The sequence below is a fragment of the Bacillus sp. NEAU-242-2 genome (genome assembly GCF_027853835.1).
GTDB lineage: Bacteria > Bacillota > Bacilli > Bacillales > Bacillaceae > Bacillus > Bacillus velezensis.
Window position 1 is genome coordinate 854,854 of record NZ_JAPNNY010000002.1, and the last position, 25,472, is coordinate 880,325.

The 25,472-nt window shown below is 48.4% G+C and carries 23 protein-coding genes; 8 read left to right on the forward strand and 15 right to left on the reverse strand.

All coding sequences use genetic code 11. The features are described from left to right. Nucleotides 1–4 precede the first annotated feature (4 nt). The 7 genes from OWN49_RS09325 to iolA all read right to left on the reverse strand — a co-directional run bounded on the left by OWN49_RS09325 (nt 5) and on the right by iolA (nt 8,588). Nucleotides 5–1,039, reverse strand: a complete 1,035-nt coding sequence (locus OWN49_RS09325; protein WP_167860556.1) for a Gfo/Idh/MocA family protein — start codon at nt 1,037–1,039, stop codon at nt 5–7. Nucleotides 1,040–1,061: 22 nt separating this feature from the next. Then, nucleotides 1,062–2,357 (reverse strand): MFS transporter, encoded by a 1,296-nt coding sequence (locus OWN49_RS09330; RefSeq protein ID WP_176283614.1) that lies wholly within the window; start codon nt 2,355–2,357, stop codon nt 1,062–1,064. A 12-nt stretch (nt 2,358–2,369) separates the two neighbouring features. After that, complete coding sequence (iolE, locus tag OWN49_RS09335) at nt 2,370–3,266, reverse strand: myo-inosose-2 dehydratase (protein ID WP_102422099.1); 897 nt, start codon at nt 3,264–3,266, stop codon at nt 2,370–2,372. Between the two features lie 15 nt (nt 3,267–3,281). Beyond that, complete coding sequence (gene iolD, locus OWN49_RS09340) at nt 3,282–5,195, reverse strand: 3D-(3,5/4)-trihydroxycyclohexane-1,2-dione acylhydrolase (decyclizing) (RefSeq protein WP_176283615.1); 1,914 nt, start codon at nt 5,193–5,195, stop codon at nt 3,282–3,284. Nucleotides 5,196–5,219: 24 nt separating this feature from the next. After that, nucleotides 5,220–6,212, reverse strand: coding sequence for a 5-dehydro-2-deoxygluconokinase (gene iolC, locus OWN49_RS09345; RefSeq protein WP_176283616.1), 993 nt, complete (start codon nt 6,210–6,212; stop codon nt 5,220–5,222). Nucleotides 6,213–6,235: 23 nt separating this feature from the next. Further along, a complete protein-coding gene (gene iolB, locus OWN49_RS09350) occupies nt 6,236–7,051 on the reverse strand; it encodes a 5-deoxy-glucuronate isomerase (protein WP_176283617.1) in 816 nt (271 codons plus the stop codon). Between the two features lie 73 nt (nt 7,052–7,124). Then, nucleotides 7,125–8,588 carry a methylmalonate-semialdehyde dehydrogenase gene (iolA, locus tag OWN49_RS09355; protein ID WP_014306132.1) on the reverse strand — a complete coding sequence of 488 codons (1,464 nt, stop codon included), beginning with the start codon at nt 8,586–8,588 and terminating at the stop codon, nt 7,125–7,127. A 443-nt stretch (nt 8,589–9,031) separates the two neighbouring features. Between iolA and OWN49_RS09360 the strand changes: the two genes are divergently transcribed. From OWN49_RS09360 to OWN49_RS09370, 3 genes are all read left to right on the forward strand, one after another. Then, entirely contained in the window at nt 9,032–9,787 is a 756-nt protein-coding gene (locus OWN49_RS09360; protein WP_004393223.1) for a DeoR/GlpR family DNA-binding transcription regulator, read from the forward strand. Nucleotides 9,788–9,864: 77 nt separating this feature from the next. Next, nucleotides 9,865–10,797, forward strand: a complete 933-nt coding sequence (locus OWN49_RS09365; RefSeq protein WP_176283618.1) for an aldo/keto reductase — start codon at nt 9,865–9,867, stop codon at nt 10,795–10,797. Between the two features lie 119 nt (nt 10,798–10,916). Next, nucleotides 10,917–12,305, forward strand: coding sequence for a sugar porter family MFS transporter (locus OWN49_RS09370; protein ID WP_065180357.1), 1,389 nt, complete (start codon nt 10,917–10,919; stop codon nt 12,303–12,305). A 42-nt stretch (nt 12,306–12,347) separates the two neighbouring features. On the opposite strand, the gene htpG is transcribed toward OWN49_RS09370, so the two are convergent. After that, entirely contained in the window at nt 12,348–14,228 is a 1,881-nt protein-coding gene (gene htpG, locus OWN49_RS09375) for a molecular chaperone HtpG (RefSeq protein WP_007614881.1), read from the reverse strand. A 171-nt stretch (nt 14,229–14,399) separates the two neighbouring features. Next, a complete protein-coding gene (locus OWN49_RS09380; protein WP_021494665.1) occupies nt 14,400–14,648 on the reverse strand; it encodes a hypothetical protein in 249 nt (82 codons plus the stop codon). 128 nt (nt 14,649–14,776) lie between these two features. Between OWN49_RS09380 and OWN49_RS09385 the strand changes: the two genes are divergently transcribed. After that, the gene (locus OWN49_RS09385) at nt 14,777–15,598 is read left to right on the forward strand and encodes an SDR family oxidoreductase (protein ID WP_077723076.1); all 822 of its coding nucleotides are present in this window, start codon (nt 14,777–14,779) and stop codon (nt 15,596–15,598) included. A 59-nt stretch (nt 15,599–15,657) separates the two neighbouring features. Here OWN49_RS09385 and OWN49_RS09390 read toward each other — a convergent pair whose 3' ends face one another. The 4 genes from OWN49_RS09390 to OWN49_RS09405 form a co-directional block, all read right to left on the reverse strand. Next, nucleotides 15,658–16,257, reverse strand: coding sequence for a response regulator transcription factor (locus OWN49_RS09390; RefSeq protein ID WP_007407848.1), 600 nt, complete (start codon nt 16,255–16,257; stop codon nt 15,658–15,660). Beyond that, nucleotides 16,254–17,390: a sensor histidine kinase gene (locus OWN49_RS09395; protein ID WP_014306135.1), complete on the reverse strand. Its 1,137-nt coding sequence runs from the start codon at nt 17,388–17,390 to the stop codon at nt 16,254–16,256. Before OWN49_RS09395 ends, OWN49_RS09390 begins: the two co-directional genes overlap by 4 nt. Nucleotides 17,391–17,512: 122 nt before the next feature. Further along, nucleotides 17,513–18,562 (reverse strand): fatty acid desaturase, encoded by a 1,050-nt coding sequence (locus tag OWN49_RS09400; protein WP_015418577.1) that lies wholly within the window; start codon nt 18,560–18,562, stop codon nt 17,513–17,515. A gap of 221 nt (nt 18,563–18,783) precedes the next feature. Then, nucleotides 18,784–19,941, reverse strand: a complete 1,158-nt coding sequence (locus tag OWN49_RS09405; RefSeq protein ID WP_015418578.1) for a TetR/AcrR family transcriptional regulator — start codon at nt 19,939–19,941, stop codon at nt 18,784–18,786. A 141-nt stretch (nt 19,942–20,082) separates the two neighbouring features. Here OWN49_RS09405 and OWN49_RS09410 point away from each other — a divergent pair, with 141 nt between their 5' ends. Beyond that, entirely contained in the window at nt 20,083–21,420 is a 1,338-nt protein-coding gene (locus tag OWN49_RS09410; protein WP_004393206.1) for an aldehyde dehydrogenase family protein, read from the forward strand. A gap of 31 nt (nt 21,421–21,451) precedes the next feature. Here the strand turns inward: OWN49_RS09410 and OWN49_RS09415 are convergent, their stop codons facing one another. Together OWN49_RS09415 and OWN49_RS09420 are read right to left on the reverse strand one after the other, a co-directional pair. Continuing rightward, entirely contained in the window at nt 21,452–22,672 is a 1,221-nt protein-coding gene (locus tag OWN49_RS09415) for an outer membrane protein assembly factor BamB family protein (protein ID WP_109955233.1), read from the reverse strand. A 130-nt stretch (nt 22,673–22,802) separates the two neighbouring features. Further along, on the reverse strand, nt 22,803–23,222 hold the full coding sequence (locus tag OWN49_RS09420) for a DUF5391 family protein (protein WP_004393203.1): 420 nt from the start codon (nt 23,220–23,222) through the stop codon (nt 22,803–22,805). A 142-nt stretch (nt 23,223–23,364) separates the two neighbouring features. Between OWN49_RS09420 and OWN49_RS09425 the strand changes: the two genes are divergently transcribed. The 3 genes from OWN49_RS09425 (at nt 23,365) to OWN49_RS09435 (ending at nt 25,446) form a co-directional block, all read left to right on the forward strand. Continuing rightward, on the forward strand, nt 23,365–23,676 hold the full coding sequence (locus OWN49_RS09425; RefSeq protein WP_015240918.1) for an ArsR/SmtB family transcription factor: 312 nt from the start codon (nt 23,365–23,367) through the stop codon (nt 23,674–23,676). 78 nt (nt 23,677–23,754) lie between these two features. Next, complete coding sequence (locus OWN49_RS09430; protein ID WP_077723077.1) at nt 23,755–24,921, forward strand: MFS transporter; 1,167 nt, start codon at nt 23,755–23,757, stop codon at nt 24,919–24,921. A gap of 69 nt (nt 24,922–24,990) precedes the next feature. Then, the gene (locus OWN49_RS09435) at nt 24,991–25,446 is read left to right on the forward strand and encodes an RDD family protein (protein WP_032858716.1); all 456 of its coding nucleotides are present in this window, start codon (nt 24,991–24,993) and stop codon (nt 25,444–25,446) included. Nucleotides 25,447–25,472: the final 26 nt, after the last annotated feature.

Sequence of the window (25,472 nt, forward strand, 5' to 3'; positions counted from 1 at the left end):
TCTATTATTTGTTCACAGTCGTAAATGATTGATAGAATGCCGGTTTCTCTTGAAGCGCCACTGGCTCTTTCTGTCCGGATTCCTGAGCTTTTACGCACGCGTCTGTTGTCACCGCGGCAATATAACCGTCCCATGCCGTCGGACCGCTGACTTCGCCTTTTTTCCGGATCGAATCAATGAAGTCCTGAATTTCCACATCATACGCAGCCACAAATCGGCGCTGCCAGTCCATCAGAATATCGGTGCTGAATTTCCCTTCTTTTCTCAAGCTGATGCTTGACGGTTCCGGAAGCTTAATGACGCCGTCTTCCCCGACGATTTCACATTGAATGTCATAGCCGTATTTACAGTTCACGTAGATTTCGGCATTGATGACAATGCCGCCTTTTGTTTCGATGATGACCATCTGCGGATCTTTCAGATGCGGCAGCGCATTTTTTGATTTCTTCGGATAGATGACCTGTACGAATTCATAGTCGTCATTGACGAGCCAGTGGAGAACATCAATTTCATGAACGAGCGTATCGACGACGGCCATGTCCGTTGAATAATTCGATGCGACTGTCGGGTTGCGGTGCGCACAGTGAATCATCAGCGGCTCGCCGACCGCACGGTTGTCGATCGCTTCTTTCAGCTGAACGTAACCGCTGTCATATCTGCGCATGAAACCTACCTGCACCAATCGTTTTCCCGTCTTCATTTCTTCCTCGACAATGCGCATACAGCCTTCTGCCGTTGTCGCAAGCGGCTTTTCACAAAACACGTGCTTGCCGTGCTGAATCGCTTTCAACACGCTGGACTCGTGAGCCGGGCCCCAGCTTGTCACTAAGACAGCATCCACATTTTCAGCAGCGAGGAGGCTGTCGTCATCAGGATAAACGGAGGCGTTCAAATTGAAATGCTGAACGGTCTGCTGCGCGGCCTCCTCATTCACATCTGTGACAGCGGTAATTTCCGCTCCGGACAGCTTATTTGTGATGCGGTTGATGTGCTCTTTTCCGATAGCACCGGTTCCGATAACACCTATACGTAAATTCATTGATCGCCACTCCTTCTGATAATCAAATAATGGTTCTCGTCTTTTTTTTCCCGCAGCCGTCCTGAGGAGCACCGTACAGTTCCTCCTGTATCTGTTCAAGCGACTTGCCGGACGTATTCGGTGCGAAAACAAGCCCGATGATCATACTGGCCGTCACACATATGAGCAGAATACCGGCCATAAAACCGATGCCGAATTGTGACATGATGACCGGCACAAATAAACTCCAAATTCCGATTGAAATACGGACGAGAAAGAACATGAGCCCTTGTGCTGACGCTCTGTGTTCTGTCGGGAACAGCTCGCTTGCCCACAGCTGGTAGTTCGCCTGCTGGCCGGCTCCGTTATTGATGCCGATCGCTAAAACAAACAAAAGCAGCATCGGGAGCCCCTGAAACGGCAGCAAAAACAGCGACCAGCCGACAACAGCCATAAAGGCGCAGATTCCGAACACCGTTTTCCGATATTGATCTGCAAAAGGCATGAAGATACAGGCGACGCCGAGACCGGTGAAGATAAACAGGGCCATCTGCAGAATGTTGGCCGTATTTGCGGATACGCCGCCGACCTGCTGGTAGATGTACGGCATGAAGAATCCCATGACGCCCGCGGCGAGATTCCATACGAGAAACACACCCATTAAAAACAAAATGTTCTTGAAAAATTTCGGCTGAAGCAGGTCAAAATAAGATGTTTTTTTCACGGCGGCAGGCCGCTCTTCACTGTTTTTCCAGGCATCCGACTCAGGTAAACGCTTTCTTATCACATATGTGATCAGGGCGATCACCAATAGATGCGCAAAGACAATTTTATTTCCTAAAAGCCCGAGGTCACCGACCAAAACGGATAACAGCAGAACCACAACGGCTCCTGCGGCCCACGCCACCTGCGCCACTCCGCAATGCCTCGCCCGGTTTTTCTCGGGGGCGTTTTCCGCAATAATGGTCCATGAAGCCGTAATATCCGCGCCTACAGAAACCCCGATAATCATGTATCCGCATAACAGCATGGGAAAGTTGAATCCAAACAAAACCAAACAAATTCCTAAAGCGTAGACGAGCATACTGTTTGTGTATACAGCTTTTCGGCCGACCTTATCAGCCAAATACCCGCCGAGCAGCGCTCCGATGGCCGCTGATATCGCGTTTGCGCTGAGGGCGCCGAGCAATCCGATCTGACTGTCGGACAGCTTCAAGTAGCTGACCCACATAGATAAACCCGCTGATCCTGCCACGATGGAACCTGCATCAATGTAATTTGCTAATGCTGCGGCGATGGTCCGTTTGCTGAAAGCTGATTCCGCCTTGGCACGATTCATATAAGTCCCCCTCTAATTTGCAGGATCAAGCAGTTCACTGTCGATGTACTTTCTCGCAATCAGCGCGTACTCAAGCGGATTGGCGACTGCCGGGTCTTGTTCGGCTTCAATGACGATCCAGCCTGAATAATCATGACGGACGAGCGTTTGGTACACTTCGGTAAAATCGATGCATCCGTCTCCGGGAACCGTAAAAATGCCCTGTAAAAATGACTGCCTGAATGACTTTCCTTCCTGTCTGCACCGCTCCATAATGTCAAACCGCGCGTCCTTGAAATGAACGTGTCTGATCCGATCCATATGCTTGTTGAGAATCGTCATATAGTCTCCGTCCGAGATATAGGCATGGCCGGTATCATAAAGTAAATGGACATACCGCGGGTCCGTTCCATCCATCAGCCGGTCAACTTCTTCCGCCGTCTGGACGCCTGTGCCGAGATGATGATGAAACGTGAGATCCAGCCCGTATTCGTCAGCGATTTTCCCGAGACGGTTCAAGCCTTGGCACAGTGTATCCCATTCTTCATCTGAGAAGTGCGGTTTTTTCTTAAATACATCAATGTCCAAGCCCTGGACACTGTACGTCTGTTCAGAAACGATGGCGGCATCCGCTCCGACTTTCTGCAAATAATCACAGTGTTCTGTAAATTGTTCAGCCGTTTTTTCAATACCGTCTTGAATGATAAAGCTGCTGAACCATTTCCCCGCAATCCGCAAGTTCCGGAGAGCCAGCTCCTTATTGAGGACGGAGGGTTCAGGGAAAAACCCTCCCACTTCCGTACCTTGAAAACCGGCGACAACAATATCGCTTAACAAATGTTGCAGCGTATTCCCGGCTCCGATTTCCGGCATATCGTCATTTCGCCACCCAATGGGAGCGATGCCCCACAAAATATTTTGTTTGCCCATCGTGATGCCTCCCCTCTAGTACTGCTTCGCAGACTTCAGCTTCATCTCTTTCGCTTCGTATGCCCGCTGAACGCTTTCCTGCTCCGACACTTCCGCCACGCCGACATGCCACCAGCTGTCATAGCCGTCCGTCATCGTTTTCGGCAGAACCTTCATTTCAATTAAAGTGGATACATCTTGCGTTTTCGCATCTTCAAGCGCCGCTTTCAGTTCTTCAACCGTATTGGCTCTGTAAGTTTTAGCGCCGTAGCCCTCTGCCACCTTCGCGTAATCAACGTTTAAAATCTGATTGTCCTCTGTGCGGAACTCGCAGAAATAGCTGCCGCTCCCGTGATCCATCTGCAGGTTGTTGATACAGCCGAATCCGGAGTTGTCAAAGAGCAGGACATTGATTTTTTTGTTATATTGAAGCGCGGTAATCAGCTCAGAGTGCAGCATCAGAAAGCTTCCGTCGCCGACGAGTGAATAGACTTCTTTGTCGGGATGAGCCAGCTTGAGGCCGAGCGTGCCCGATACTTCATATCCCATGCAGGAATAGCCGTACTCCAGATGGTACGTATTCGGGACATTGGAATGCCACAGCCGCTGCAGATCCCCCGGAAGAGATCCCGCCGAACTGATGACGACGCTGTCTTCAGGAATCGTGTCATTGATGGTCAACAGCGCCGTTGTTTGCGGCAGCTCAGTCTCGAGCGCGTCGGCATACTCGTTTAACACGTCCTGTGAGAAATGGTTTTTAATTTCCGGCTTGAACGCGTTACGTGTAAAAGTGATCTTGCCGAGCCGGTCCCGTTCAGCCAGCCATTCATCTTTCCAGCCTTTAATCGCCGTGCCGAATGCACTTTTATATCCGTCTAATAAGCCGTGCAGCCTGCCGAGCGTCACTTTCGCATCGGCTACGACCTGAAACGCGTCAAGCTTGTATGCCTGCATGCGGCTGACGTTGATATTCAAAAATTTTGCTTTGTCAAAATCAAACGCTGTTTTCGAGGATGTCGCAAAGTCCGTGTACCGTGTGCCGACACCGATGATCAGATCAGCCTGGCGGGCGGCTTTGTTTGCGGCGAGTGTGCCCGTGATGCCCATGCCGCCCAGATTGTTGGCGAAATCGGCTTCAACCGTTGACTTGCCGGCCTGCGTTTCGACAAGCGGAATGCCGTATGTTTCAGAAAGCGCGATTAATTCCTCACGCGCGCCGGAGTACTTCGCGCCGCCGCCCACTAAAATGACGGGACGGCTGCTCTCCTTAATTCTCTCCGCGGCGCCTTTCAGCTCACGCTCGCTAGGCTGCATCCGGTCAATGTAATGAACGCGTTTTTCAAAGAAGCTTTCATCAAAATCAAATGCTTCTCCCTCTACATCCTGAGAAATACAGATGGTGGCCGGGCCCGCTTTTGCCGGATCTGTCATCACTTCAAATGCCCGGATTAAGCTGCTCATCAGCTGCTCAGGTCGGGTGATGCGGTCCCAATAGCGGGACACGGGCTTTAACGCATCGTTTGTTGTGACGGCGGCGCTGTATTCCTGCTCCACCTGCTGAAGCACCGGGTCAGGCTGCCTCGTTGCAAAGGTATCGGCCGGAAGCAGCAGCACCGGAATATGATTGGCCAGCGCCGTACCCGCGGCAGCTGTCAAGTTAGCGGCACCCGGACCGACCGATGTCGATACCGCGTAAATTTTTCTTCTCAGCATCTGCTTGCTGTATGCCATCGCGGCATGCGCCATGCCTTGTTCGTTTTTGCCTTGATAGACTTTCAGGTGCCCGGCGTCCTGCTCGAGCGCCTGCCCGATCCCCAACACATTTCCATGGCCGAAAATCGTGAAGATGCCCTCAACGAACGGCTCTTCTTTTCCGTCAACATGAATGTACTGCCGGTTCAAGAATTGAATCAGCGCTTGTGCTGTCGTTAAGCGAATGGTCTTACCCACAAACGATCCCACCTTTTATACGTTCTATTTACCGTTAAGACTGTGCTGCGCTTCAATCAGTTCGATGATTTCACCGGCAGCCGGCATTGCTTCTGAGGAGCTGTGTTTGCTGACGACGATGGAAGCGGAAGCGCTCCCGTATTTTAAAGCCGTTTCAATATCCCGGCCGCTGACCAGTCCGTAGATGAAGGCTGACGCATAGGAATCACCCGCTCCGAAGGTCTTCAGCACCTTTGTTTTATAGGCGTGCGCCCGGAAAACTTCCCCCGATCTGCTGTATGCGTATGATCCGTCAACGCCGTGCTTAATGACGACAAGGTCGGCGGAGTGCGCAAACAAATGGCGGACGGTTTCATCGTTATTTCCGCCGCTGCGGTTTTCCATTACGTCAAATTCGTCACGCGTACCGATGACGATATCGGATTGTTCCGCCACCAGCGTGTAGTACACGGCTGTTTCTTCTGCCGATTGCCATGTATACTGACGGTAGTCGAGCTCAAACACGACTTTTACGCCATGTTTTTTTGCGATTTGCACCGCTTTTAAGATGGCTTCGCGCGACGGACTTTTCGCAAGCGCCGTACCTGATACGAGCAGCATTTTCGCGTTTGCGATGTAGCCTTCATTGACTTCGGACGGCTCTAGATGCAAATCCGCCACGTCATCCCGGTACATCAGAATGCTGCACTCTTCGGGACTGAGAATTTCCGTAAAAGCGAGCCCCGCTTTGCGCCCTTCTCTGTCAACGGTCATTTGTGACGTATCAACGCCCTTTTCCTGCATATAAGAAACGATAAATCTGCCGTGCTGGTCATCCGGGATTTTGCCGATAAAACCGGCTTTTAATCCGAGCTTAGCGCTGCCGATCGCAATATTTGCCGGGGAGCCGCCGACATATTTAGAAAACGTCATCGTTTCTTCCATCGGCCGGTTGTATTCCGCCGCGTTCAAATCAATACACGCGCGTCCGATCGCGACAATATCAAACTCTTTTTCTTCATTAAACGTATATTTCATCGTTATCTGCCACTCCTCACTTATCAGCGTTCCAGAATCCATTCATGGTCCGGATCATTATGAAACTTCCATTTTCGTGTCGGTCCCGCCATGACATTCAGGTAGTAAGAGGTATACCCGTCCGGAACACCAACCGGGTGATAGCCCGCCGGCACGATGACAACGTTTTCATTTTCTGCGGTCATCGTCTCGTCAATCGAGCGGTCGTCCGTGTACACACGCTGGAAGACAAATCCCTGCGGCGGGTCCGTTTCATGGTAATAGGTTTCTTCTAAAAAGGATTCAGCCGGCAGATTGTCTTGGTCATGTTTATGAGGCGGGTAGCTCGACCAGTTGCCGCTGTCCGTGTAAACTTCAACAACGAGAAGGCTGTTTGCCGATGGATCTGAATCGGGGAGAATGTTATGAACGGTTCGTTTGTTTGCCAGCTTGCCGCGATGTTCCACACCGTTGTCTTCCGCTTTAATCAGCTTTGTCGGAAGCTGGTGTTCGGACGGAGAGTAGCACAGCGCGACCCTCGCCCCGCTGACAGCTGTGATTCCAAAAGAGCGGTCATTGGACACATAAACGCTGTCCGTCGGTTTTCTATCAAATACGCTTTCACGGGTGCCGATGCTTTCAAATGTCTGATCATAATCAGTGACGGTAACTTTTCCCGTTACCGCAACGATGCAGCACTCCGTCTTTTTCAAATCTTCTGTATATGTTGAGCCGGGAGCAAGATCAACGACTTTAAATCCGACGTATTTGAGGTCTGAATTGGCTGAAGTGACGTCATGTATGATGGTCACGCCTTGAGAAATCTCATCGGCCTGCGGTTTGCGCAGCAAATAACTCATGTTTATTCCTCCTTAATGGATGGTAAAAGAAAACCCGGACGGAATCACAAAGCCGTCCGGGCCGGCTGTCTGATCAATTGAAGTCAGGAGACGGGTATCGTGCCGTCACGACTTTTTTACGTGTATAGAAGTCGACGCTGTCTTTTCCGTTTGCGTGCAATGTGCCGAAGAAAGAAGACTTCCAGCCCGAGAACGGGAAGAATGCCATCGGCGCCGGGACGCCAAGGTTGATGCCGAGCATTCCCGCGTCAATATTCTCACGGAAGTAGCGGATCGCGTTCGCATTTGAAGTGAACAGGCAGGCGCCGTTCGCAAATTCAGACTGGTTGGCGATGTCAACCGCTTCTTTTAAATTTTTCACACGCATGACCGACAGAACGGGCGCAAAGATCTCATCTTTCCAGATCGTCATATCCGTCGTCACGTTGTCAAAAATCGTCGGTCCGACGAAATAGCCGTCTTCCGTTACATGTTCACGGCCGTCACAAAGCAGTTTCGCTCCTTCTTCGATGCCTTTTTCAATATAGCTGTGCGTGCGGTTTTTGTTGTCCTCGCGGATGACCGGTCCCAAAAATACGCCGTCATCCAGTCCGTTTCCGATCTTGATGTCCGCTGCTTTTTCCTGTAATTTCGCCATAAACTCATCGGCGATTCCCTCTTCAACCGTCACGACCGCGCATGCCATGCAGCGCTCTCCTGCCGAACCGAATGCCGCGCCGATAATGTTTGTGACCGTATCTTCAAGGTGGGCGTCATTTAACACGATCGTATGGTTTTTTGCGCCCGTTAACGCCTGCACGCGTTTCAAATGTTCGCTGCCTTTTTTGAAAACATACTCGCCGACAGGTTTTGAACCGACGAATGAGATGGCTTTAATCTCCGGATGCTCAAGAATGCCGTTTACGACGTCATGCGCGCCGTGCACGACATTGAAGACACCCTTCGGCAGACCGGCCTGTTCAAACAGCTCTGCCAGTTTTTCCGTTAACAGCGGCGTGCGCTCAGAAGGCTTCAGAATGAAAGTGTTTCCTAACGAAATTGCCATCGGAAACATCCAGCACGGGACCATCATCGGGAAGTTGAACGGTGCGATACCGCCGACCACCCCGATCGGATAGCGGTAATTCGCCGCCTCTACATCCGTCGCGATAGAGGCAAGTGAATCGCCCATCATGAGTGACGGCGCTCCCGCTGCGAATTCGACGTTTTCAATTCCGCGTCCCACTTCACCGAGTGCTTCTGTCGTGTTTTTACCGTTTTCCAAAGTGATCAGACGGGCAAGCTCTTCTTTGTTCTGCTGGAGAAGCTGCTGATAGTTAAATAGAATTCTCGCACGGCGCGGCACCGCCGTCTTCGACCATGTTTTAAACGCTTCTGACGCTGAGCGGACGGCGTATTCCACATCCTCCCGTGTAGAAATCGGAACCTGGCACATCACTTCTTTTGTCGCCGGATTGACAACGTCTTCATATTGATCTGTCTTACTTTCAACCCATTCACCATTGATGTAGTTTTTCAGTTTTCTGATCTCTGCCATTCTCATTGCCTCCTTAAATAGTAAACATCCTGTCAGCTGGATAATAACGGATGAATATATTCATCTTTTTCATATAAAAGACATGAATTAAACGCTTACAAATGCTAAAATGATGGTGAATCCCAATCTTTCCATGTAAAAGTTGGTCATGTGACGGATAAAGCAAACGATTACATCTTTCAATTTTGATTTTACAGGTTATATTTTGGTCATTTCTTGGTTACATTGTAAGCCCAACACACCTTCAAGTCAATCTAAAAAATCAAAATTTTTTCATTATTTTTATCGTACTTTTTTTGAGCGGGAAAACAGGAACTTGGAGAACCGTGTCGAATCGTACGGTGGGAACCCTCTTTTTTATCATTTGTTAAGTAACTATTGATTAACTCTTGGTGTTTATTATATATTTTAATTACTTTAAGAATTCTAGAAGGAGTTTTTTTATGAAACTGATGCGGATTCAGGAGATGGAAGAATACATTCTCAAACACGGAGCCACTTCGCTGGATGAGCTGTGCGAGGTATTCAACGTCTCTAAAAACACGGTCAGACGCGATATTAATAAGCTTGCGGAAAAAGGGGTGATCAAAAAGGTGTACGGCGGCGTGACGTCAGCAGAAAAATCTGTGCTCGTCCCTTTTGAGAACCGCACCATTCAACATCAGGATGAAAAAATCAAAATCGCCCGCTATGCGTCGCGGTTTATCGAGGATCACGATCTTGTATTTATTGATTCCGGCACGACGACCAAATCGATGCTGGAGACGCTTGATCCGGATAAGAATGTAACGGTGTTGACGAACAGCCTTGATATTATTAACGCCGCTTCATCCATGAAAAATATCGACCTGATCATCATCGGCAATAACTACAAGCGGAAGACAAGGTCGTTTGTCGGCATTGATGATCCGAGCACCCTCAATAAATACAACATTAACAAGGCGTTCATGTCCGCTACCGGGACAACGATCACCCACGGCCTGACGAATTCCGATTTACTGGAATACGAGGTGAAAAAGAAAATTTCCGAAAAGGCGAACGAAGTGTATCTGCTCGCGGATCATTCCAAATTCGGCAAATCCACGCTTTTGACATACGCGCCTTTCGACCGGCTTCACAGCATTGTCACTTCTCAGCAGCTCGATGAGGAATATACGAAGTATTGCCAAGAGCACCAAATCGACATTCACTTGGCATAGCGTTATAGTTAATAGAGAACGCTGCCGTATTTTTCCGGCAGGCGCTATGATATCCAATTTTTTCAGGGGGCGAAAACATGAGCAAAGTAACAATCGGCAAAACTGACCTAAAGGTATTTCCGATCGGTTTGGGAACAAATGCGGTCGGCGGACACAATCTCTATCCGAATCTGAATGAAGTAACGGGAAAAGAATTGGTCCGGGAAGCGATTAAAAGCGGCGTTACCATGTTAGATACTGCCTATATTTACGGTGTGGGCCGTTCTGAAGAATTGATCGGCGAGGTGCTGAAAGAATATAACCGCGAGGATGTCTTCATCGCCACAAAAGCCGCTCACAGAAAAGAAGGCAATGACTTTGTTTTCGACAACTCACCGGCCTTTTTGAAACAATCAGTCGAAGACAGCCTGAAACGCCTGCAGACTGATTACATCGATTTATTCTACATCCATTTCCCGGATGAGCACACGCCGAAGGACGAAGCCGTTCAAGCATTGAATGAGCTGAAAAAAGAAGGAAAAATCCGTTCCATCGGCGTATCCAATTTCTCTTTGGAGCAGCTGAAAGAAGCCAATAAAGACGGCTTAGTCGACGTGGTTCAAGGAGAATACAACCTGCTGAACCGTGAGGCGGAAAAGACTTTCTTCCCTTATACGACAGAACACGGCATCTCATTCATTCCGTACTTCCCGCTCGTATCCGGACTGCTGGCCGGCAAATACGACGAGAACACAACCTTCCCGGAAGGCGACCTGCGCAATGATCAGGCGCATTTCCAAGGGGAGCAGTTTAAAGAAAACATCAAAAAAGTCAACCAGCTCAAACCGATTGCCGAAAAGCACAATGCCGATACGGCGCATATCGTGCTTGCCTGGTACTTGGCGAGACCTGAAATCGATATCCTGATTCCGGGCGCCAAACGCGCGGATCAATTAAAAGACAACGTGAAAGCAGCCTCCATTACGCTATCTGCTGAAGAAATCGCGTTTATTGATAAGCTGTTTTCATAAGAAAAAAACACGCCTTTTTGAAAGGGCGTGTTTTTTTATGTTTATATTTTTCTCTTCGGGGAATGAAATAGTTATCTAAATAAACTATTATGCGTTCCAAAAGATGAGGAGGATCATCTGTGAAGAAAAACACCAAAAAATACCTGATTTACTTTTTCGGAGCATTGGGCGGGCTGCTTTACGGCTATGACACCGGTGTGATTTCAGGAGCTTTGTTATTTATTAACAATGATATTCCTTTAAACACGCTGACCGAGGGATTGGTCGTCAGCATGCTGCTGCTCGGTGCGATTTTCGGGTCCGCCTTAAGCGGGACATGCTCTGACCGATGGGGCCGGAGAAAAGTGGTTTTCGTCCTTTCACTCATTTTTATTATCGGCGCGCTTGCCTGTGCGGCTTCGCAAACCGTCACTATGCTGATTATCTCCCGTGTCATTCTCGGGTTAGCCGTCGGAGGCTCAACGGCGCTGGTTCCCGTTTATCTATCTGAGATGGCGCCGACAAAAATACGCGGAACGCTCGGCACATTGAATAACTTAATGATTGTGACCGGAATTTTACTCGCATATATTGTGAATTACATATTCACCCCGTTTGAAGCTTGGCGCTGGATGGTCGGTCTCGCGGCAGTACCGGCGGCGCTTTTATTAATCGGAATCGCGTTTATGCCGGAATCTCCGAGATGGCTCGTCAAACGCGGCCGTGAGCAGGAAGCCAGACAAGTCATGGAAATGACTCACGACAAAGAGGATATCGCCGTTGAATTGGCGGAAATGAAACAAGGAGAAGCTGAGAAAAAAGAATCTACACTCGGCTTGCTGAAAGCAAAATGGATCCGCCCTATGCTGCTGATCGGGATCGGCCTCGCCATCTTCCAGCAGGCGGTCGGGATCAACACGGTAATTTACTATGCGCCGACCATCTTTACAAAGGCCGGACTCGGCACTTCGGCGTCCGTTCTCGGCACGATGGGCATCGGTGTCTTAAACGTCATCATGTGTATCACCGCCATGATCTTAATTGACCGGATCGGCCGGAAAAAACTGCTGATGTGGGGAAGTGTCGGCATTACCTTGAGCCTGGCGTCACTATCAGCCATTCTCCTTCTGGCCGGCCTGTCAGCTTCAACAGCTTGGCTGACCGTGCTGTTTCTCGGAATCTATATCGTCTTTTATCAGGCGACATGGGGTCCCGTCGTATGGGTCCTGATGCCGGAGCTGTTCCCGTCAAACGCACGCGGAGCCGCAACCGGATTTACGACATTGATTCTGTCGGCAACAAACCTGGTCGTTTCACTGGTATTCCCGCTTATGCTGAGCGCCATGGGCATCGGCTGGGTATTCGGAATATTCTCAGTCATCTGCCTCACATCCTTCTTCTTCGCCGCTTACATCGTTCCTGAAACGAAGGGCAGAAGTTTAGAAGAAATCGAAACGCACTTGAAAAAACGGTTCTCCTTAAAGAAGCGCAGCAAACAAAATCAAATTCTTAAACAGCGCACACTGTAATCAAAAAAGGAATCGCCCCCGCTGGGCGATTCCTTTTTGGCGTCATACCATAACTTTGCAGATGTCATTCGTAAACTCGACTGGATCATGGATCGGCAGTCCTTCAATCAGAAGCGCCTGATTGTACAGCAGGTTTGTGTATAAAGCAAGCTTTTCCCGATCTTGCCCGTGCGCGTTCTTTAACGTCTCAAACACTTCGTGGTTCGGGTTGATTTCCAGCACTTTTTCCGCTTTGACCTGCTGGCTGTCAGGCATGGCGTTTAATACTTTCTCCATTTCGATCGTCACTTCGCCGTCTGTCGCAAAGCAGACCGGATGGGATTTTAAGCGTTTCGATGCTCTGACGTTCTTGACTTTATCCGCAAGAATCTCTTTCATGCTTTCGAACAGGTCTTTATATTCGTTTTCTTCGGCTTCAGTCTGCTTTTCATCTTCGTCACTGTCGATGCCTAAGTCGGCGCTTGAGACGGATTTGAACTCTTTTTCCTCGTAGCTTGTCAGCATTTTGATCGCGAATTCATCAATATCTTCCGTGAAATATAAAATTTCGTAGCCTTTGTCCGCCACCATTTCAGTTTGCGGCAGCTTTTCAATCCGCTCATATGAATCGCCGGACGCGTAATAGATATATTTTTGATCCTCAGGCATTCTGGACACATATTCGTCCAGAGTGACGAGCTTTTTCTCCTTAGATGAATAGAAGAGAAGCAGATCTTTTAAGACGTCTTTATTCGCGCCGAAATCATTATAGACGCCGAATTTCAGCTGTCTGCCGAAAGATTCATAGAAAGATTCGTATTTTTCTCTTTTGTTCTTCAGCAGGCTCTTCAGCTCGGCTTTGATTTTTTTATTGATGTTTTTCGCAATCAGCTTCAGCTGGCGGTCGTGCTGCAGCATCTCTCTGGAAATGTTCAGCGACAGATCCTCAGAATCCACCATGCCTTTTACAAAGCTGAAATGATCCGGAAGCAGGTCGGCGCATTTGTTCATGATCAGCACGCCGTTGGAATACAGCTCCAATCCTTTTTCGAATTCCTTCGTATAATAGTCAAACGGCATGTTTTCCGGAATAAACAAAATCGAATTGTAGCGCACCGCTCCATCGACGCTGATATGCACGTGGGTCAGCGGTTTATCAAAACCGTAATGCTTCTCGGCGTAAAAAGCCTCGTAATCCTCATCCGTCAGCTCGCTTTTGTTTTTTCTCCAGATCGGAACCATGCTGTTGACCGTCTGTTCTTCCTGAACTTCTTCAAATTCGTTCTCGCTGCCCTCTTTCGGCTTGTTGACCGTCTCTTCCATTTTGATCGGGTAGCGGATAAAATCAGAGTACTTTTTCACGATCGCTTTGATGCGGTAGTTTTCTAAAAACTCATCATAGCTTTCATCTTCTGTGTTTTCTTTTATTTTCAGGGTGATTTCCGTACCGACGGTTTCCTTGTCACACGGCGCGATCGTGTAGCCGGCGGCCCCTTCCGACTCCCATACATACGCCTCGTCACTGCCGAGCGCCTTACTTTTCACCGTGACTTTATCAGCCACCATAAACGCCGCATAAAACCCGACGCCGAACTGGCCGATAATGTCATGGCCGTCTTTCGAGTCATTTTCTTGCTTGAAAGCGAGTGAACCGCTTTTCGCAATCGTGCCGAGATGCTGTTCAAGCTCGTCTTTTGTCATCCCGATACCGGTATCTGTGACGGTGAGCGTTCTCGCTTCTTTATCCGCCGTCACTTTTATGTAGTAATTGTCTTGATCAAACGTTAATGAATCATCGGTTAACGCCTTGTAATAGATTTTGTCAATCGCATCGCTCGCGTTGGAAATTAACTCGCGGAGAAAAATTTCCTTCTGCGTGTAAATGGAGTTAATCATCATGTCCAGCAATCGCTTGGATTCTGCTTTAAACTTTTTTTTCCGCACTTCAGATCTCTCCTTTAATTATGCTTTGATGTTATGTAAAATCTTTTCAGCATCTATTTATCATATACAGTGACAATTGTCAACTAGGATTAGCAGATGCATATATTGTAAATTTAACATGTTAATGGATTCATTTCACCCATTTTATCAATAAAAAAGAGAGAATGTTGATCATCCTCTCCCCTCTGCTTCTTTCCGGCGGCCGAATTCCTTCTTCATCCATATGTATGACGGGTAGAAAAACAAACTAAATAAGATAAGAGATCCCAAGTTTCGCAAAGACTCATGCAGAACATTTCTTACAGTGAGAGGAAACGTGATGTCCTGAAATAGAATAGAGATAACGGTGTAAATCACAAATCCCATAGGAACAATGGCATAACAATAAAACGCTATCTCCTTCTTATGCTGTATCTTCAAAATATGTAAACCTCCCAATGATGTATATACATAATATTAACATATTTAATAAGTATTTAGAAATAAACCTCCGTATGTTTATCCCCCTATTCAGCGGGAACAGTTATAAAAAAAGGAGGCATCGCAATATGGGAAGATTAACAGACAAAACCGCAATCATCACAGGGGCCGCGACAGGCATCGGACAAGCGACGGCACGGGTTTTCGCCGATGAAGGCGCCCGCGTGATCTGCGGTGACATCAATGAAAGCGAACTGAATGAAACCGTCAGCGCCATCAGAAAAAACGGCGGAGAAGCAGAAGCCTTTCACCTTGATGTATCAGACGAAGAAAGCGTAAAGTCTTTTGCGGACGGCATTCAGCAAAAGTACGGAACAATTGATATTCTGTTTAACAATGCCGGTGTTGACCAAGAGGGCGGCAAAGTCCATGAATACCCGGTCGAGCTTTTTGACCGGATCATCGCCGTCGATCTGCGCGGCACATTTCTGTGCAGCAAATACCTGATTCCGCTCATGCTCGAAAAAGGAGGCTCCATCATCAACACCTCCTCCATGTCCGGCCGGGCCGCAGACCTTGACCGCTCCGGCTATAACGCCGCAAAAGGCGGAATCACGAACCTGACGAGAGCGATGGCCATTGATTACGCCAGAAGCGGAATCCGCGTCAATTCCTTATCGCCGGGCACAATTGAAACGCCGCTCATTGATAAATTGGCAGGCACGAAAGAAGACGAAATGGGCGAGGCGTTCCGTGAAGCCAACAAATGGGTCACGCCGCTCGGCCGGCTCGGAAAACCGGAAGAAATGGCGGCTGTCGCGCTCTTCCTCGCTTCAGACGACAGCTCTTACGTCACGGGAGAAGACATCACCGCAGACGGCGGCATCATGGCATACACTTGGCCGGGAAAAATGCTGATTGATAAGAAGTGGAAGGAAGAGACGGAGTGACGATAGATAATAAAAAAAGCCAGTGTAAAAAAACACTGGCTGAACAAGCTGAGGGCGGGTTACTTAAACCAGCCCTTTTCCTTTGATCGGGTAATGGCTTCAATTCGATTTTTCACTTCTAGTTTATCCAGAATCATCGAAACGTAATTGCGGACTGTGCCGCTTTTGATGCTGAGGGCGTTTGCGATTTCTTTCGTGTTTTTTCCGTCTGCGACAAGCTCGAGCACCTCTTTTTCCCGTTCGGTCAGCGGGTTTTCTTCACTATAGATGTCCTCCATTAATTCAGGTGCGTAGACGCGTCTTCCTTTCATGACGCTGCGGATGGCGCTGACGAGCTCATCGCTCGGGCTGTCCTTGAGCATGTACCCGCTGACGCCTGCTTTTAGCGCCCGCTGAAAATAGCCGGAGCGGGCAAAGGTCGTCAAAATGATGATTTTCACACCGCTGTCCTTGAGTTCTTCTGCCGCTTCAAGACCTGATTTCCCGGGCATTTCGATATCCATCAGACAGATGTCGGGCGCATGTTTTTCCACGAAATCGATGGCATCCTGGCCGCTTGTGCCTTTGCCGACAACCGTCATATCCTCTTCTAAATTCAACAGCGAACCGAGTGCGCCGAGCAGCATTTGCTGATCCTCGGCAATGAAGATGTTGATCATCTGCTACCATCCTTTTCTTTTGATTTTGAATCATTCGGGATTCTCATGGTCAGCTTTGTTCCGGCGGCTGTATCGATGGCTAAACTGCCGTTTGCGAATTCAAGACGTTCCCTCATTCCAAGCAGGCCGTGCCCCTTTGAAAAAAAGCGGTCTTCTCTGCATTGAAAGCTGCCGTCGTCTTCTACCGTAATGACGACCTCTTTCCAAAGCTGCTGAATGGTGATGCGGCATACTTTGGCGCCGCTGTGTTTCACGACATTGGTGACGGCTTCTTTAATGCACATGCTGACGATGTTTTCGTTCAGCAAAGAGATATGTTTGGGCGCTTCTTTTTCTTCATACACAAATTCAATTCCTGCCGCTTCAAGAATTTGCCGAACATTGCCGAGCTCATCCTTCAATCGGATGCCTTTCATCGATGAGACGATTTGTCTGACCTCATTTAAGGAGGTGCGGGCCGTCTGCTGCACGCTTTTCAGCTCAGTGCGGGCCTGTTCAGGATCCTTATATATCAGCTTTCGGGCAAGGTCGCTTTTCAGTCCGATTAAGGAGAGCTTTTGTCCAAGTGTATCGTGAAGGTCCCGGGCGATACGCTGCCTTTCTTCCAGCTTCACAAGATCGGCAATTCGCTCATTTGCATATTCTAATTTCTCCTCAAGGCGCTCCCGTGCCTTTCTGCTTCGAATGCTGAGCGGAAGCAGGATGGCACTGATCAATGTAATGACGATAAACGGAATTTGTGTCAAAAACCACTCTTTTTTCAGAACAAGGCTGAAGTTGACGGCAACCGCCGCACTGATGATATGAATGTAATATAAGATGTAAAATGGAACTTTGTCTCGGATATGGCCGATGAAGTAGGCGATAAAGAAAGCGAAATAAATATAACTGAACAGCATGGCTGAGCCGGTCGAAATGCCGATCAGAAGAAGCGCCCATAAGTAAAGCGGCCAGCCTTTTGCAACAAATGCAAAGCGGTATGCGCCAAAGAAAACGAGCGTGAAAATGATGCCGGCCACGATGACGAAGGTAGAAGAGCTTTTAAAAATAAAATAAAAAGGCAGGATGAAAAAAATCGTCCATATATAAGGAGAAATCCCGTTCAGTTTTTGAAATTTAAAATACTTCTTCATCTTTGTTCCACCTTCTGCTGCTTGTGTCTACCATCACTTTATCAAAACACCGCCTTCATTGCACCCTCACGCATGAAGAGAAGGCTCTTTCTGATAAGAGAAAGAGCCAGCCGTGCGCCGTATCAGGCATTTTTCTTTAAAGGTTCTTTCGGCACCGGATGGGGCGCCGGTGTTTTCCGCGCCTCCCGAAAGGTGACAAACTGCTTTTCGTCCTCATCCCACAGACGGAATTTCATGGATTCAAGACTTGTTTTAAGCGTAATGGTCGGTACGTTTTTTAAAGGCTCGTGCCCCTCATGAGCCGCTTCCAGCTTGTAGTTCGGCACTTTCGGGCTTAAGTGGTGGACATGATGGTAGCCGATATTGCCCGTCAGCCATTGCAAAAGCTTCGGCAGCTTGTAAAAGGAGCTTCCTTCTACCGCGGCCTGCACATAATCCCAATGCTCATCAGCTTCAAAATAAGAATCCTCAAACGTGTGCTGAACATAAAAGAGCCAGACGCCGATTGACCCCGAAATAAGGAAAATCGGACCCTGAACAAGCAAAAAGTTTTCCCAGCCGACAAGCAGGCACGTCGCAGCAGCCAATAAGACAATCGCCGCGTTCGTGAAATAGGTGTTCCAGCGCTCCTTGCGGCGGGCGCCTTTTACATTGAAACGGTTTTTAATCAGAAATACGTAAATCGGACCGAGAATAAACATAATAAACGGATTGCGATAAAGTCTGTAGCGTATTTTTGTCCAGGCTGACGCTTCGTTGTATTCCTTGACGGTCATCATCCAAATATCGCCGGTGCCCCGTTTATCTAAGTTGCTGCTCGTCGCATGATGAATGGAGTGGCTTCGCTGCCATTGAAGGAACGGAAACAGTGTCAGAACACCTGAAATAAACCCGAACAGCCGGTTCAGCTTCTTTTGTTTGAAAAAGGATTGATGGCAGCAGTCGTGGAAAATAATAAAGATTCTTGTCAAAAATCCCGCTGCTATAACAGTACAGGCGAGGGTCAGAAGATAGGAGATATTGAGGCTGAAGTAAGCAAGAAACCAAAGGGCAAAAAACGGCACAAACGTGTTGAAAAGCTGAATGATACTATGCTTTGTATCGGCGCCGGAAAATGCGGCAACCTGCTTTTTTAAAGACGCTTGTTTTTGAGTTGCGGCGTGATTGATCATGAATGTCATGTCCCTTCTTTTTCATTATGATCCCAAGTATAACGGGGCGCCAGACGCTTTTGTAGTAGCAGCCATCATGCCCCGAATATGACATTTGTCATGTTTGGCGGCAGAATGCTGATCAGGCGCCATATGGAAGGTTTCTTTCATATCGGCACTTCTCAAAGAAAACAGCAAAAAAGAACCCGGCCTGTTTTCGGCCGAGTTCTTTTTCATCATCCTCACAGCAAAATCACCCGATACTTCTTTACATCCAAAAACTGCAGAAACTCCCGGGCCAGCATATCCGGCGCGTGGTCTTTTCCTTCATGAAGACGATATTGAATCAGGCCGACGAGCATGGACGCGACATAGTATGCATAGAGCTTTTTGCCCGCCTGAATGTGCAGAGGCTGATGAAGATAAAACGATTGCAGCGCTCTGAACATTTCCGGGATGACGTCAGGCACTTCGGAACCCTCTCTCAGAAAATGAACGAGCGGAAGGCCGTCCGACAGTGCCGAAAAGAGACGGACGAGCGCGGCTTCCGCTTCTTCCACGGAGCAGTCGGCAGGGTCTCCTTTTACCGTCAATAATCCGATCAGATCCCGGCATGATTGATGGATGATCGTTTTCAGCAATGCTTCTTTGTTGGCGTAATGGTCATAAAAAGTGGCACGGCGGAGGTTGCTTTGACGGGCAATATCGGAAATCGTAATCGCCGCGTACTCTTTTTTTTCCGCCATTAAGCCGATCATGGCTTCTTGCAAGGCCTGCCTCGTCCTTGTCACCCGGCGGTCGGCGGGCTTTTTTTCTTCTTGTTCCGGCACCCGGCGGCCGAACAGCCAGTAAAACCGTTTTTGAGAAATCAAATCCCACACCTGTCCGCTGATTTCTTCCGGGGATGCCCCGGGCTCCTCATTCAGCCAGTACAACACAATGGCATACGTGTATAACGCGCGGTAATGAATGTACATATCCTGTTCAGTCGGTGAGAAATCCGCATTGACCGGTGACAGCAGCACATCATGCCGGAACACATCTTTTAAAAAAGCATGAAAGTGAAAATACGGCATTTTATGACGGTCCATCATCGTTTGAAAAAACACCCGATGCCGGTCAACAAAAGACAGTGTCGGATGCACTTTTTGCCATCCGCCCTGTAAATGAAGCACATCTTTATTCTTCAGCGAATCATACAGCGCTTCGCTCAGCCCGTCTTTCATTTCTTCCTCTATATCCTCTAAAATCGCATATTTATCTTCGTAATAAAGGTACAGTGTCCCCCGGCTCACGTGCGCCCGTCCGGCGATGTCCTTCATGGTCACACGGCGGATATCCCGCTCTCCAAGCATGGCCAAAAGCGCTTGTTTGATGTCATTTGTCACAGAATCCGGCATAAGAGACACTCCTTTCATTAGACAGATCACGGCAATTTGTACGGTAACGTATAGATGCGTTTACGCTGTCTTTGCCGCAAAATCACATCACATTATAATAGGCCCTGAAGAAACAAAAAAGCAACCAGAGGAGGAAGACCGATGGATCAGCATATAAAAGCAGACATCAAACGCGTCTTTGCGCTTCAGAAAAAAAATCAAAAAACGCTGCGTGCTTCAACAGCCGGGCAGCGCAGAGAAAAGCTTCAGCGCTTTTTAGATGCCGTCACCGCACATGAAGAAGAAATCATCGAGGCGATCAGACGGGACGTCCGCAAGCCTTATCATGAGGTGAAAAGAGCGGAAACGCAGGGAACAATCAAGGCGATTAAAGATAATATGAACAATCTCGACACCTGGATGGCGCCGAAACGCGTCGGCTCATCCGTCAGCCCCGATGCTGACGGCGTATTAATGTACGAGCCAAAAGGCCTTACCTTAATTCTCGGCCCATGGAATTATCCGTTTATGCTGACGATGGCTCCGCTTGCGGCTGCCATTGCGGCGGGAAACAGCGCGATTGTGAAGCTGTCCGATTTTACGATGGAGACGAGCCATATCGCCGCGACAGTTATTCGCGAGGCATTTCACGAAGAAGAAGTCGCCATTTTTGAAGGTGAGGTCGATGTCGCGACAGAACTGCTCGACCAGCCGTTTGACCACATTTTCTTCACCGGAAGCACAAATGTCGGTAAAATCGTCATGACGGCAGCGGCGAAGCATTTGTCGTCCGTCACGCTTGAGCTTGGCGGAAAGAGCCCGACGATCATCGACAGCGGCTATGATTTGATGGACGCGGCGAAAAAAATCGCCGTCGGCAAATTTGTCAATGCGGGGCAAACATGTATCGCTCCTGACTATCTCCTTATGAAGGAAGATGTACAGGACACCTTTACAGATCTTCTCCAGACCATTGTCAATGCAGGTTTTATGGAGGATGATCATACGGTTGACCGCAACAAATTCACGCAGATTGTCAACGACCGCAACTTTAACCGTGTCAAAGCCCTGTATGATGATGCCATTGAAAAAGGGGCGAAAACGGCGTTCGGCGGCGTATTCGATGCGCATGACCGCACGATTTCTCCGACCGTGCTGACAAACGTCACGCCTGATATGAAGATCATGCAGGAAGAAATCTTCGCACCGATTCTGCCGATTATGAATTACGAAGATATCAGTGAAGCCGTTGATTACATCACTGAACGGGACAAGCCGCTTGCCTTGTATGTATTCAGCCATAATCAGGAGCTGATCGATTATGTTCTGCAGCATACGACGTCCGGCAACGCTTCTGTCAATGATGTCGTCGTTCATTTCACTGACGTCAACCTTCCGTTCGGCGGTGTCAATACGAGCGGGATCGGTTCATATCACGGTGTGTACGGCTTTAAAGAATTCTCTCATGAAAAAGGCGTATTTATTCAAGCCTCTAAATAAAAAAGAATCCGCGCACGCGGATTCTTTTTTATTATTTTTTTGCCCCGAATGCGAGCAGTTTCGTATAAGTACCGACATAAAGCGTGCCGTCTTCAGCCAGAACCGGGGAGGAAATGACATTGCTGTCTGTTTGATAGCGCCATTTTTCATTACCGTCAGCGTCAACCGCATAGACATTTTTATCGTCAGAACCGAAGTACACATTGCCGTCCGCATCAATCAGCGGCGCCGTTCTCACAGGCCCGTCCGTATAGAAAGACCAGTTCATATTACCGGTTTTGCTGATGGAAAACAGCTCGCCGCTTCCCGAACCGATATACACATTGCCGTTATGGTCGATCGCTAATGAAGAGCTGGAGAAACCGTTTAACGGGAACGTCCACTTTACAGCACCCGTTGATGTATAGGCGTATAAGTTGCCGTCCTGATTTCCGGCGTAAACGGTGCCGTCTCTATCAATAACCGGATAACCTTTAAACCCGTTGGACGTCGTTTTTGACCATTTCACTTGGCCCGTTCCGGAATTGATCGCGTAAAAGATATTATTGTACGTTGCCGTATACAGAGTGCCGTTTGATGCTAACACGGGAGCGGAACCGACCACGCCGTTTGTTTTAAACTTCCACTTCTGCGTCCATGTCGAAGGCGACGTCGGTTTAATCGCATAGATATAGTTATCCAGCGTCGACACATACAGCGTGCCGTCAGAGCCGATAGCCGCATCGGAACTCGGCGCTCCGCTCAGCGGAACCGATGTTAAAATGTTTCCGGTTTCTTTGTCGATGAAATACAGTTTTTTATCGTGAGAAGGAAGATAAATGACACCGTTTGTTCCGAGCACCGGAGTCAGCGTATAGGTCGTCCCGAGGTTTTCCGTCACCCATTTCACAGTACCGTCCGAATGATACGCCGTCAGCTTCCCGTCCTTTGATTGAATAAATACGGTGCCGTCCCCGTCAACCGCGGCTCCCGCACCGTTTTGAGGGGTGGCCGGAACATTCTTTTCCCATTTTAACGCGCCATCGGCAGTGCTTGTAAACCGGCTTTCTCTTGACCAGTTGAACATCGTCGGAGACATCGCCTGCGCGTCATACCGTCCCGCCAAGAAACCGGATGCCGCATGATTTTGTTTAAATACCGTTTCCGCAGCTTGAGCAGCGGCCGGATGCAGCCATTTTGCCCCCGGCAGATCAGAAACCGCCCCCACAGATAAAGCCGCAGCAACCGCAGCGCCGGCCGCCAATGTTTTCATTCGCAATGAAGCTGTCTTTTTTTTCAATGTCAGTTCCTCCCGTTTCTATTAAAAACTGCTATACCGCTTTCATCATACCATAATCATCCTATGAAATATTTGTATTTTCGGTAGATTTATAGAACAAATGTCACATAGCCTGCTGATGCTTCGGGGAGGAACGAAACGCGGCAATATACCACACCACATTGACGATGAAAGCCGCGCCTGACCAAACGAAAAGGCCGTAATAAAGAGACAGCTCTTGCCCTAAGGAAATTGCGGTCAATAACGCCACCAACAAGACAGCCGCGCAAATGATAAGCCCGATTCCGCAAAAAACGGCCATGATGATTTTCATGCCACGAACACCGAGAATATACATAATGAGCGGGACCGCATATATAACAAGGATCTGACCGACGGCGGCCCACATGCCCGCGGAATTAAAACGATTCGCGTTCGGCCCCGTTTCTGCAAGCGGAGAAAGCGATACGAGGACCGGCAATAAACAAAACATCAGAGCGGAAAGCAAGGTCACCGCAACCGCACCTTTTTTCTTTTGATTCATGTGAATATCCTCCTGACAATAACCCGGCTTTTTTACCGGTAATCTGATAATATGTTATATTTTAGCACGATATTTAGTTATTTTGAGAATGTTTTGTTAAAAACGAATTTACAAATCCAGAAAAATAGATATAATAAACGTTATGGAACCGATATTGATTCATAAAGCGTTATCTAACAAAACACGAAGTGATATTATGACGTGGCTTAAACACCCGGAAGACCATTTTGATGAAAGGCCTTATCTTGAGCAGGGACTCAGTTTCCGCACCGGAATTTGCGTCGGTGATATTCAGGCAAAGTCGGGGCTTGCGCAGTCCGTCATCTCCAGCTACCTGCTGACCATGCAAAAAGCCGGCCTGCTGGAATCCGAACGAATCGGAAAATGGACCTATTACAGAAGAAATGAAAAACAAATTAAAGCCTTTGCTGACTATGTCCAGCACCAGCTATAACCATGAAAGGAGGGCTTTTTTTGTTCTAACATATCTATTTTTCTATATATGTAGTTATAAAAGGAGGCATACATAACAATGAAAAAAAGCAGTTCCATCTTCATTCTATTTTTGGCACTAGGGGTTTTCGGGATTATTACGACCGAGATGGGCATCATCGGGGTTCTTCCGCAAGTGGCGGACAGATTTCATATTTCTGCTTCAAAAGCGGGATGGCTTGTCAGTATTTTCGCGTTCATCGTCGCTGTGTCGGGACCGTTTTTGACCTTGCTTGCTTCAGGTATAAACCGGAAATACATTCTGCTTTTAGCGGTGCTGATGTTTGCCGTTTCAAATGCGGTCTACGCGTATACGGCGCATTTCAGTGTCATGCTGGCGTTTCGGATCATTCCGGCTTTATGCCACCCGGTGTTCTTTTCTGTAGCGCTTGCGGCCGCGGCCCGGCTTGTCCCCGCCGGCCAATCCGGAAAAGCCGTAACGAAAGTCTTTTCAGGCATCACCGCCGGCTTTGCGTTCGGCGTGCCTTTCACGTCCTATCTGGCGGAGCGTCTCTCCCTTGAATCCGCCTTCTTATTCGGCGCTATCATCAGTCTCATCGCGTTCACGGGCATTCTTCTCTTTTTGCCATCCATGCCGGTCACAGAAAAAATGTCTTTCAGTAGCCAGCTCGGCATTCTTCGCAAACCGGCTTTGTGGCTCAATATCGCTGCCGTCACCTGTCTCTTTGCGGCCATGTTTTCTGTCTACAGCTATTTTGCGGAGTACCTCGGGCGGGTGTCCCATATGAACGGCACATGGGTCAGCTTCATGCTGATGAGTTTCGGGGTGATTATGATAGCCGGGAATTTCGTCTTCGGTGCTTTGTTATATAAAAATATGAAAAAGACCGTCATCCTGTTTCCGCTTCTTTATACAGCCGCCTACTTGCTCATATACGGGTTTGGGACGTCTTTCGCGCCGATGGCTGTCCTCGTCTTCGTATGGGGCGCCGTTCATTCCGGCGGTCTCATTGTCAGCCAGACATGGCTTACTGCGGAAGCAAAGGAGGCGCCTGAATTCGGCAACAGCCTGTTTGTCTCTTTTTCCAACCTCGGCATCACCATCGGAACGGCGGCGGGCGGCTGGTTTATTTCACATTTGGGAATCCATCAGCTGATGTGGTGCGGCATCATGTTTGCCCTTCTGGCTTTCGGGCTGATCATGGGACGCTTGGCATGGGGAAAGAGGCTGCTCGCAGAAGCCTAAGCTCCGTTGCAAAATCCGGAATGATTACGTATAATATTCCAGATTAAAGCAAGGGAGAGAAAAAGATACATGGAAAGACCGGCAGGATTTTGGATTCGGTTTCTGGCTTACGTCATTGATCAAATCATCATAGGAATTCCGATTTTTATCATTCAATTTATGGTCTCTTTTTTATTTGCGGCAGGCGTTGCGGCGGCTGACCCCTTCATGACCGAAAACCAGTTTAACATCTCTTTTCTGGTGTTCGGCGTCATTCCGATTCTTGTGAGCTCTATTGTGATCAGCATCTTATATTTCAGCCTGCTCACAGCCTCAAAGATGCAGGGGACCCTGGGAAAAGCATTGCTCGGCCTTAAGGTCGTCAATGAAGATGGCGGACGCATTTCCATCGGCCAGGCCTTCGGACGCGCTTTCGCATATATCATATCTAAGCTCATTCTTTATATCGGATTCATCATGGGTGCCTTCGGAGAGAAAAAAACGCTGCACGACATCATGTGCAGCACCCGGGTTGTTTATAAATAATGTCCCCAAGTCCGGGCCTTTGAGCC

What these genes read in the sequence shown, in the direction of transcription:
- OWN49_RS09325 (WP_167860556.1), bottom strand. Translation starts at nt 1,039, where the DNA reads ATGAATTTACGTATAGGTGTTATCGGAACCGGTGCTATCGGAAAAGAG.
- OWN49_RS09330 (WP_176283614.1), bottom strand. Translation starts at nt 2,357, where the DNA reads ATGAATCGTGCCAAGGCGGAATCAGCTTTCAGCAAACGGACCATCGCC.
- iolE (WP_102422099.1), bottom strand. Translation starts at nt 3,266, where the DNA reads ATGGGCAAACAAAATATTTTGTGGGGCATCGCTCCCATTGGGTGGCGA.
- iolC (WP_176283616.1), bottom strand. Translation starts at nt 6,212, where the DNA reads ATGAAATATACGTTTAATGAAGAAAAAGAGTTTGATATTGTCGCGATC.
- iolB (WP_176283617.1), bottom strand. Translation starts at nt 7,051, where the DNA reads ATGAGTTATTTGCTGCGCAAACCGCAGGCCGATGAGATTTCTCAAGGC.
- iolA (WP_014306132.1), bottom strand. Translation starts at nt 8,588, where the DNA reads ATGGCAGAGATCAGAAAACTGAAAAACTACATCAATGGTGAATGGGTT.
- OWN49_RS09360 (WP_004393223.1), top strand. Translation starts at nt 9,032, where the DNA reads ATGAAACTGATGCGGATTCAGGAGATGGAAGAATACATTCTCAAACAC.
- OWN49_RS09365 (WP_176283618.1), top strand. Translation starts at nt 9,865, where the DNA reads ATGAGCAAAGTAACAATCGGCAAAACTGACCTAAAGGTATTTCCGATC.
- OWN49_RS09385 (WP_077723076.1), top strand. Translation starts at nt 14,777, where the DNA reads ATGGGAAGATTAACAGACAAAACCGCAATCATCACAGGGGCCGCGACA.
- OWN49_RS09390 (WP_007407848.1), bottom strand. Translation starts at nt 16,257, where the DNA reads ATGATCAACATCTTCATTGCCGAGGATCAGCAAATGCTGCTCGGCGCA.
- OWN49_RS09395 (WP_014306135.1), bottom strand. Translation starts at nt 17,390, where the DNA reads ATGAAGAAGTATTTTAAATTTCAAAAACTGAACGGGATTTCTCCTTAT.
- OWN49_RS09400 (WP_015418577.1), bottom strand. Translation starts at nt 18,562, where the DNA reads ATGATCAATCACGCCGCAACTCAAAAACAAGCGTCTTTAAAAAAGCAG.
- OWN49_RS09405 (WP_015418578.1), bottom strand. Translation starts at nt 19,941, where the DNA reads ATGCCGGATTCTGTGACAAATGACATCAAACAAGCGCTTTTGGCCATG.
- OWN49_RS09410 (WP_004393206.1), top strand. Translation starts at nt 20,083, where the DNA reads ATGGATCAGCATATAAAAGCAGACATCAAACGCGTCTTTGCGCTTCAG.
- OWN49_RS09415 (WP_109955233.1), bottom strand. Translation starts at nt 22,672, where the DNA reads ATGAAAACATTGGCGGCCGGCGCTGCGGTTGCTGCGGCTTTATCTGTG.
- OWN49_RS09420 (WP_004393203.1), bottom strand. Translation starts at nt 23,222, where the DNA reads ATGAATCAAAAGAAAAAAGGTGCGGTTGCGGTGACCTTGCTTTCCGCT.
- OWN49_RS09425 (WP_015240918.1), top strand. Translation starts at nt 23,365, where the DNA reads ATGGAACCGATATTGATTCATAAAGCGTTATCTAACAAAACACGAAGT.
- OWN49_RS09430 (WP_077723077.1), top strand. Translation starts at nt 23,755, where the DNA reads ATGAAAAAAAGCAGTTCCATCTTCATTCTATTTTTGGCACTAGGGGTT.
- OWN49_RS09435 (WP_032858716.1), top strand. Translation starts at nt 24,991, where the DNA reads ATGGAAAGACCGGCAGGATTTTGGATTCGGTTTCTGGCTTACGTCATT.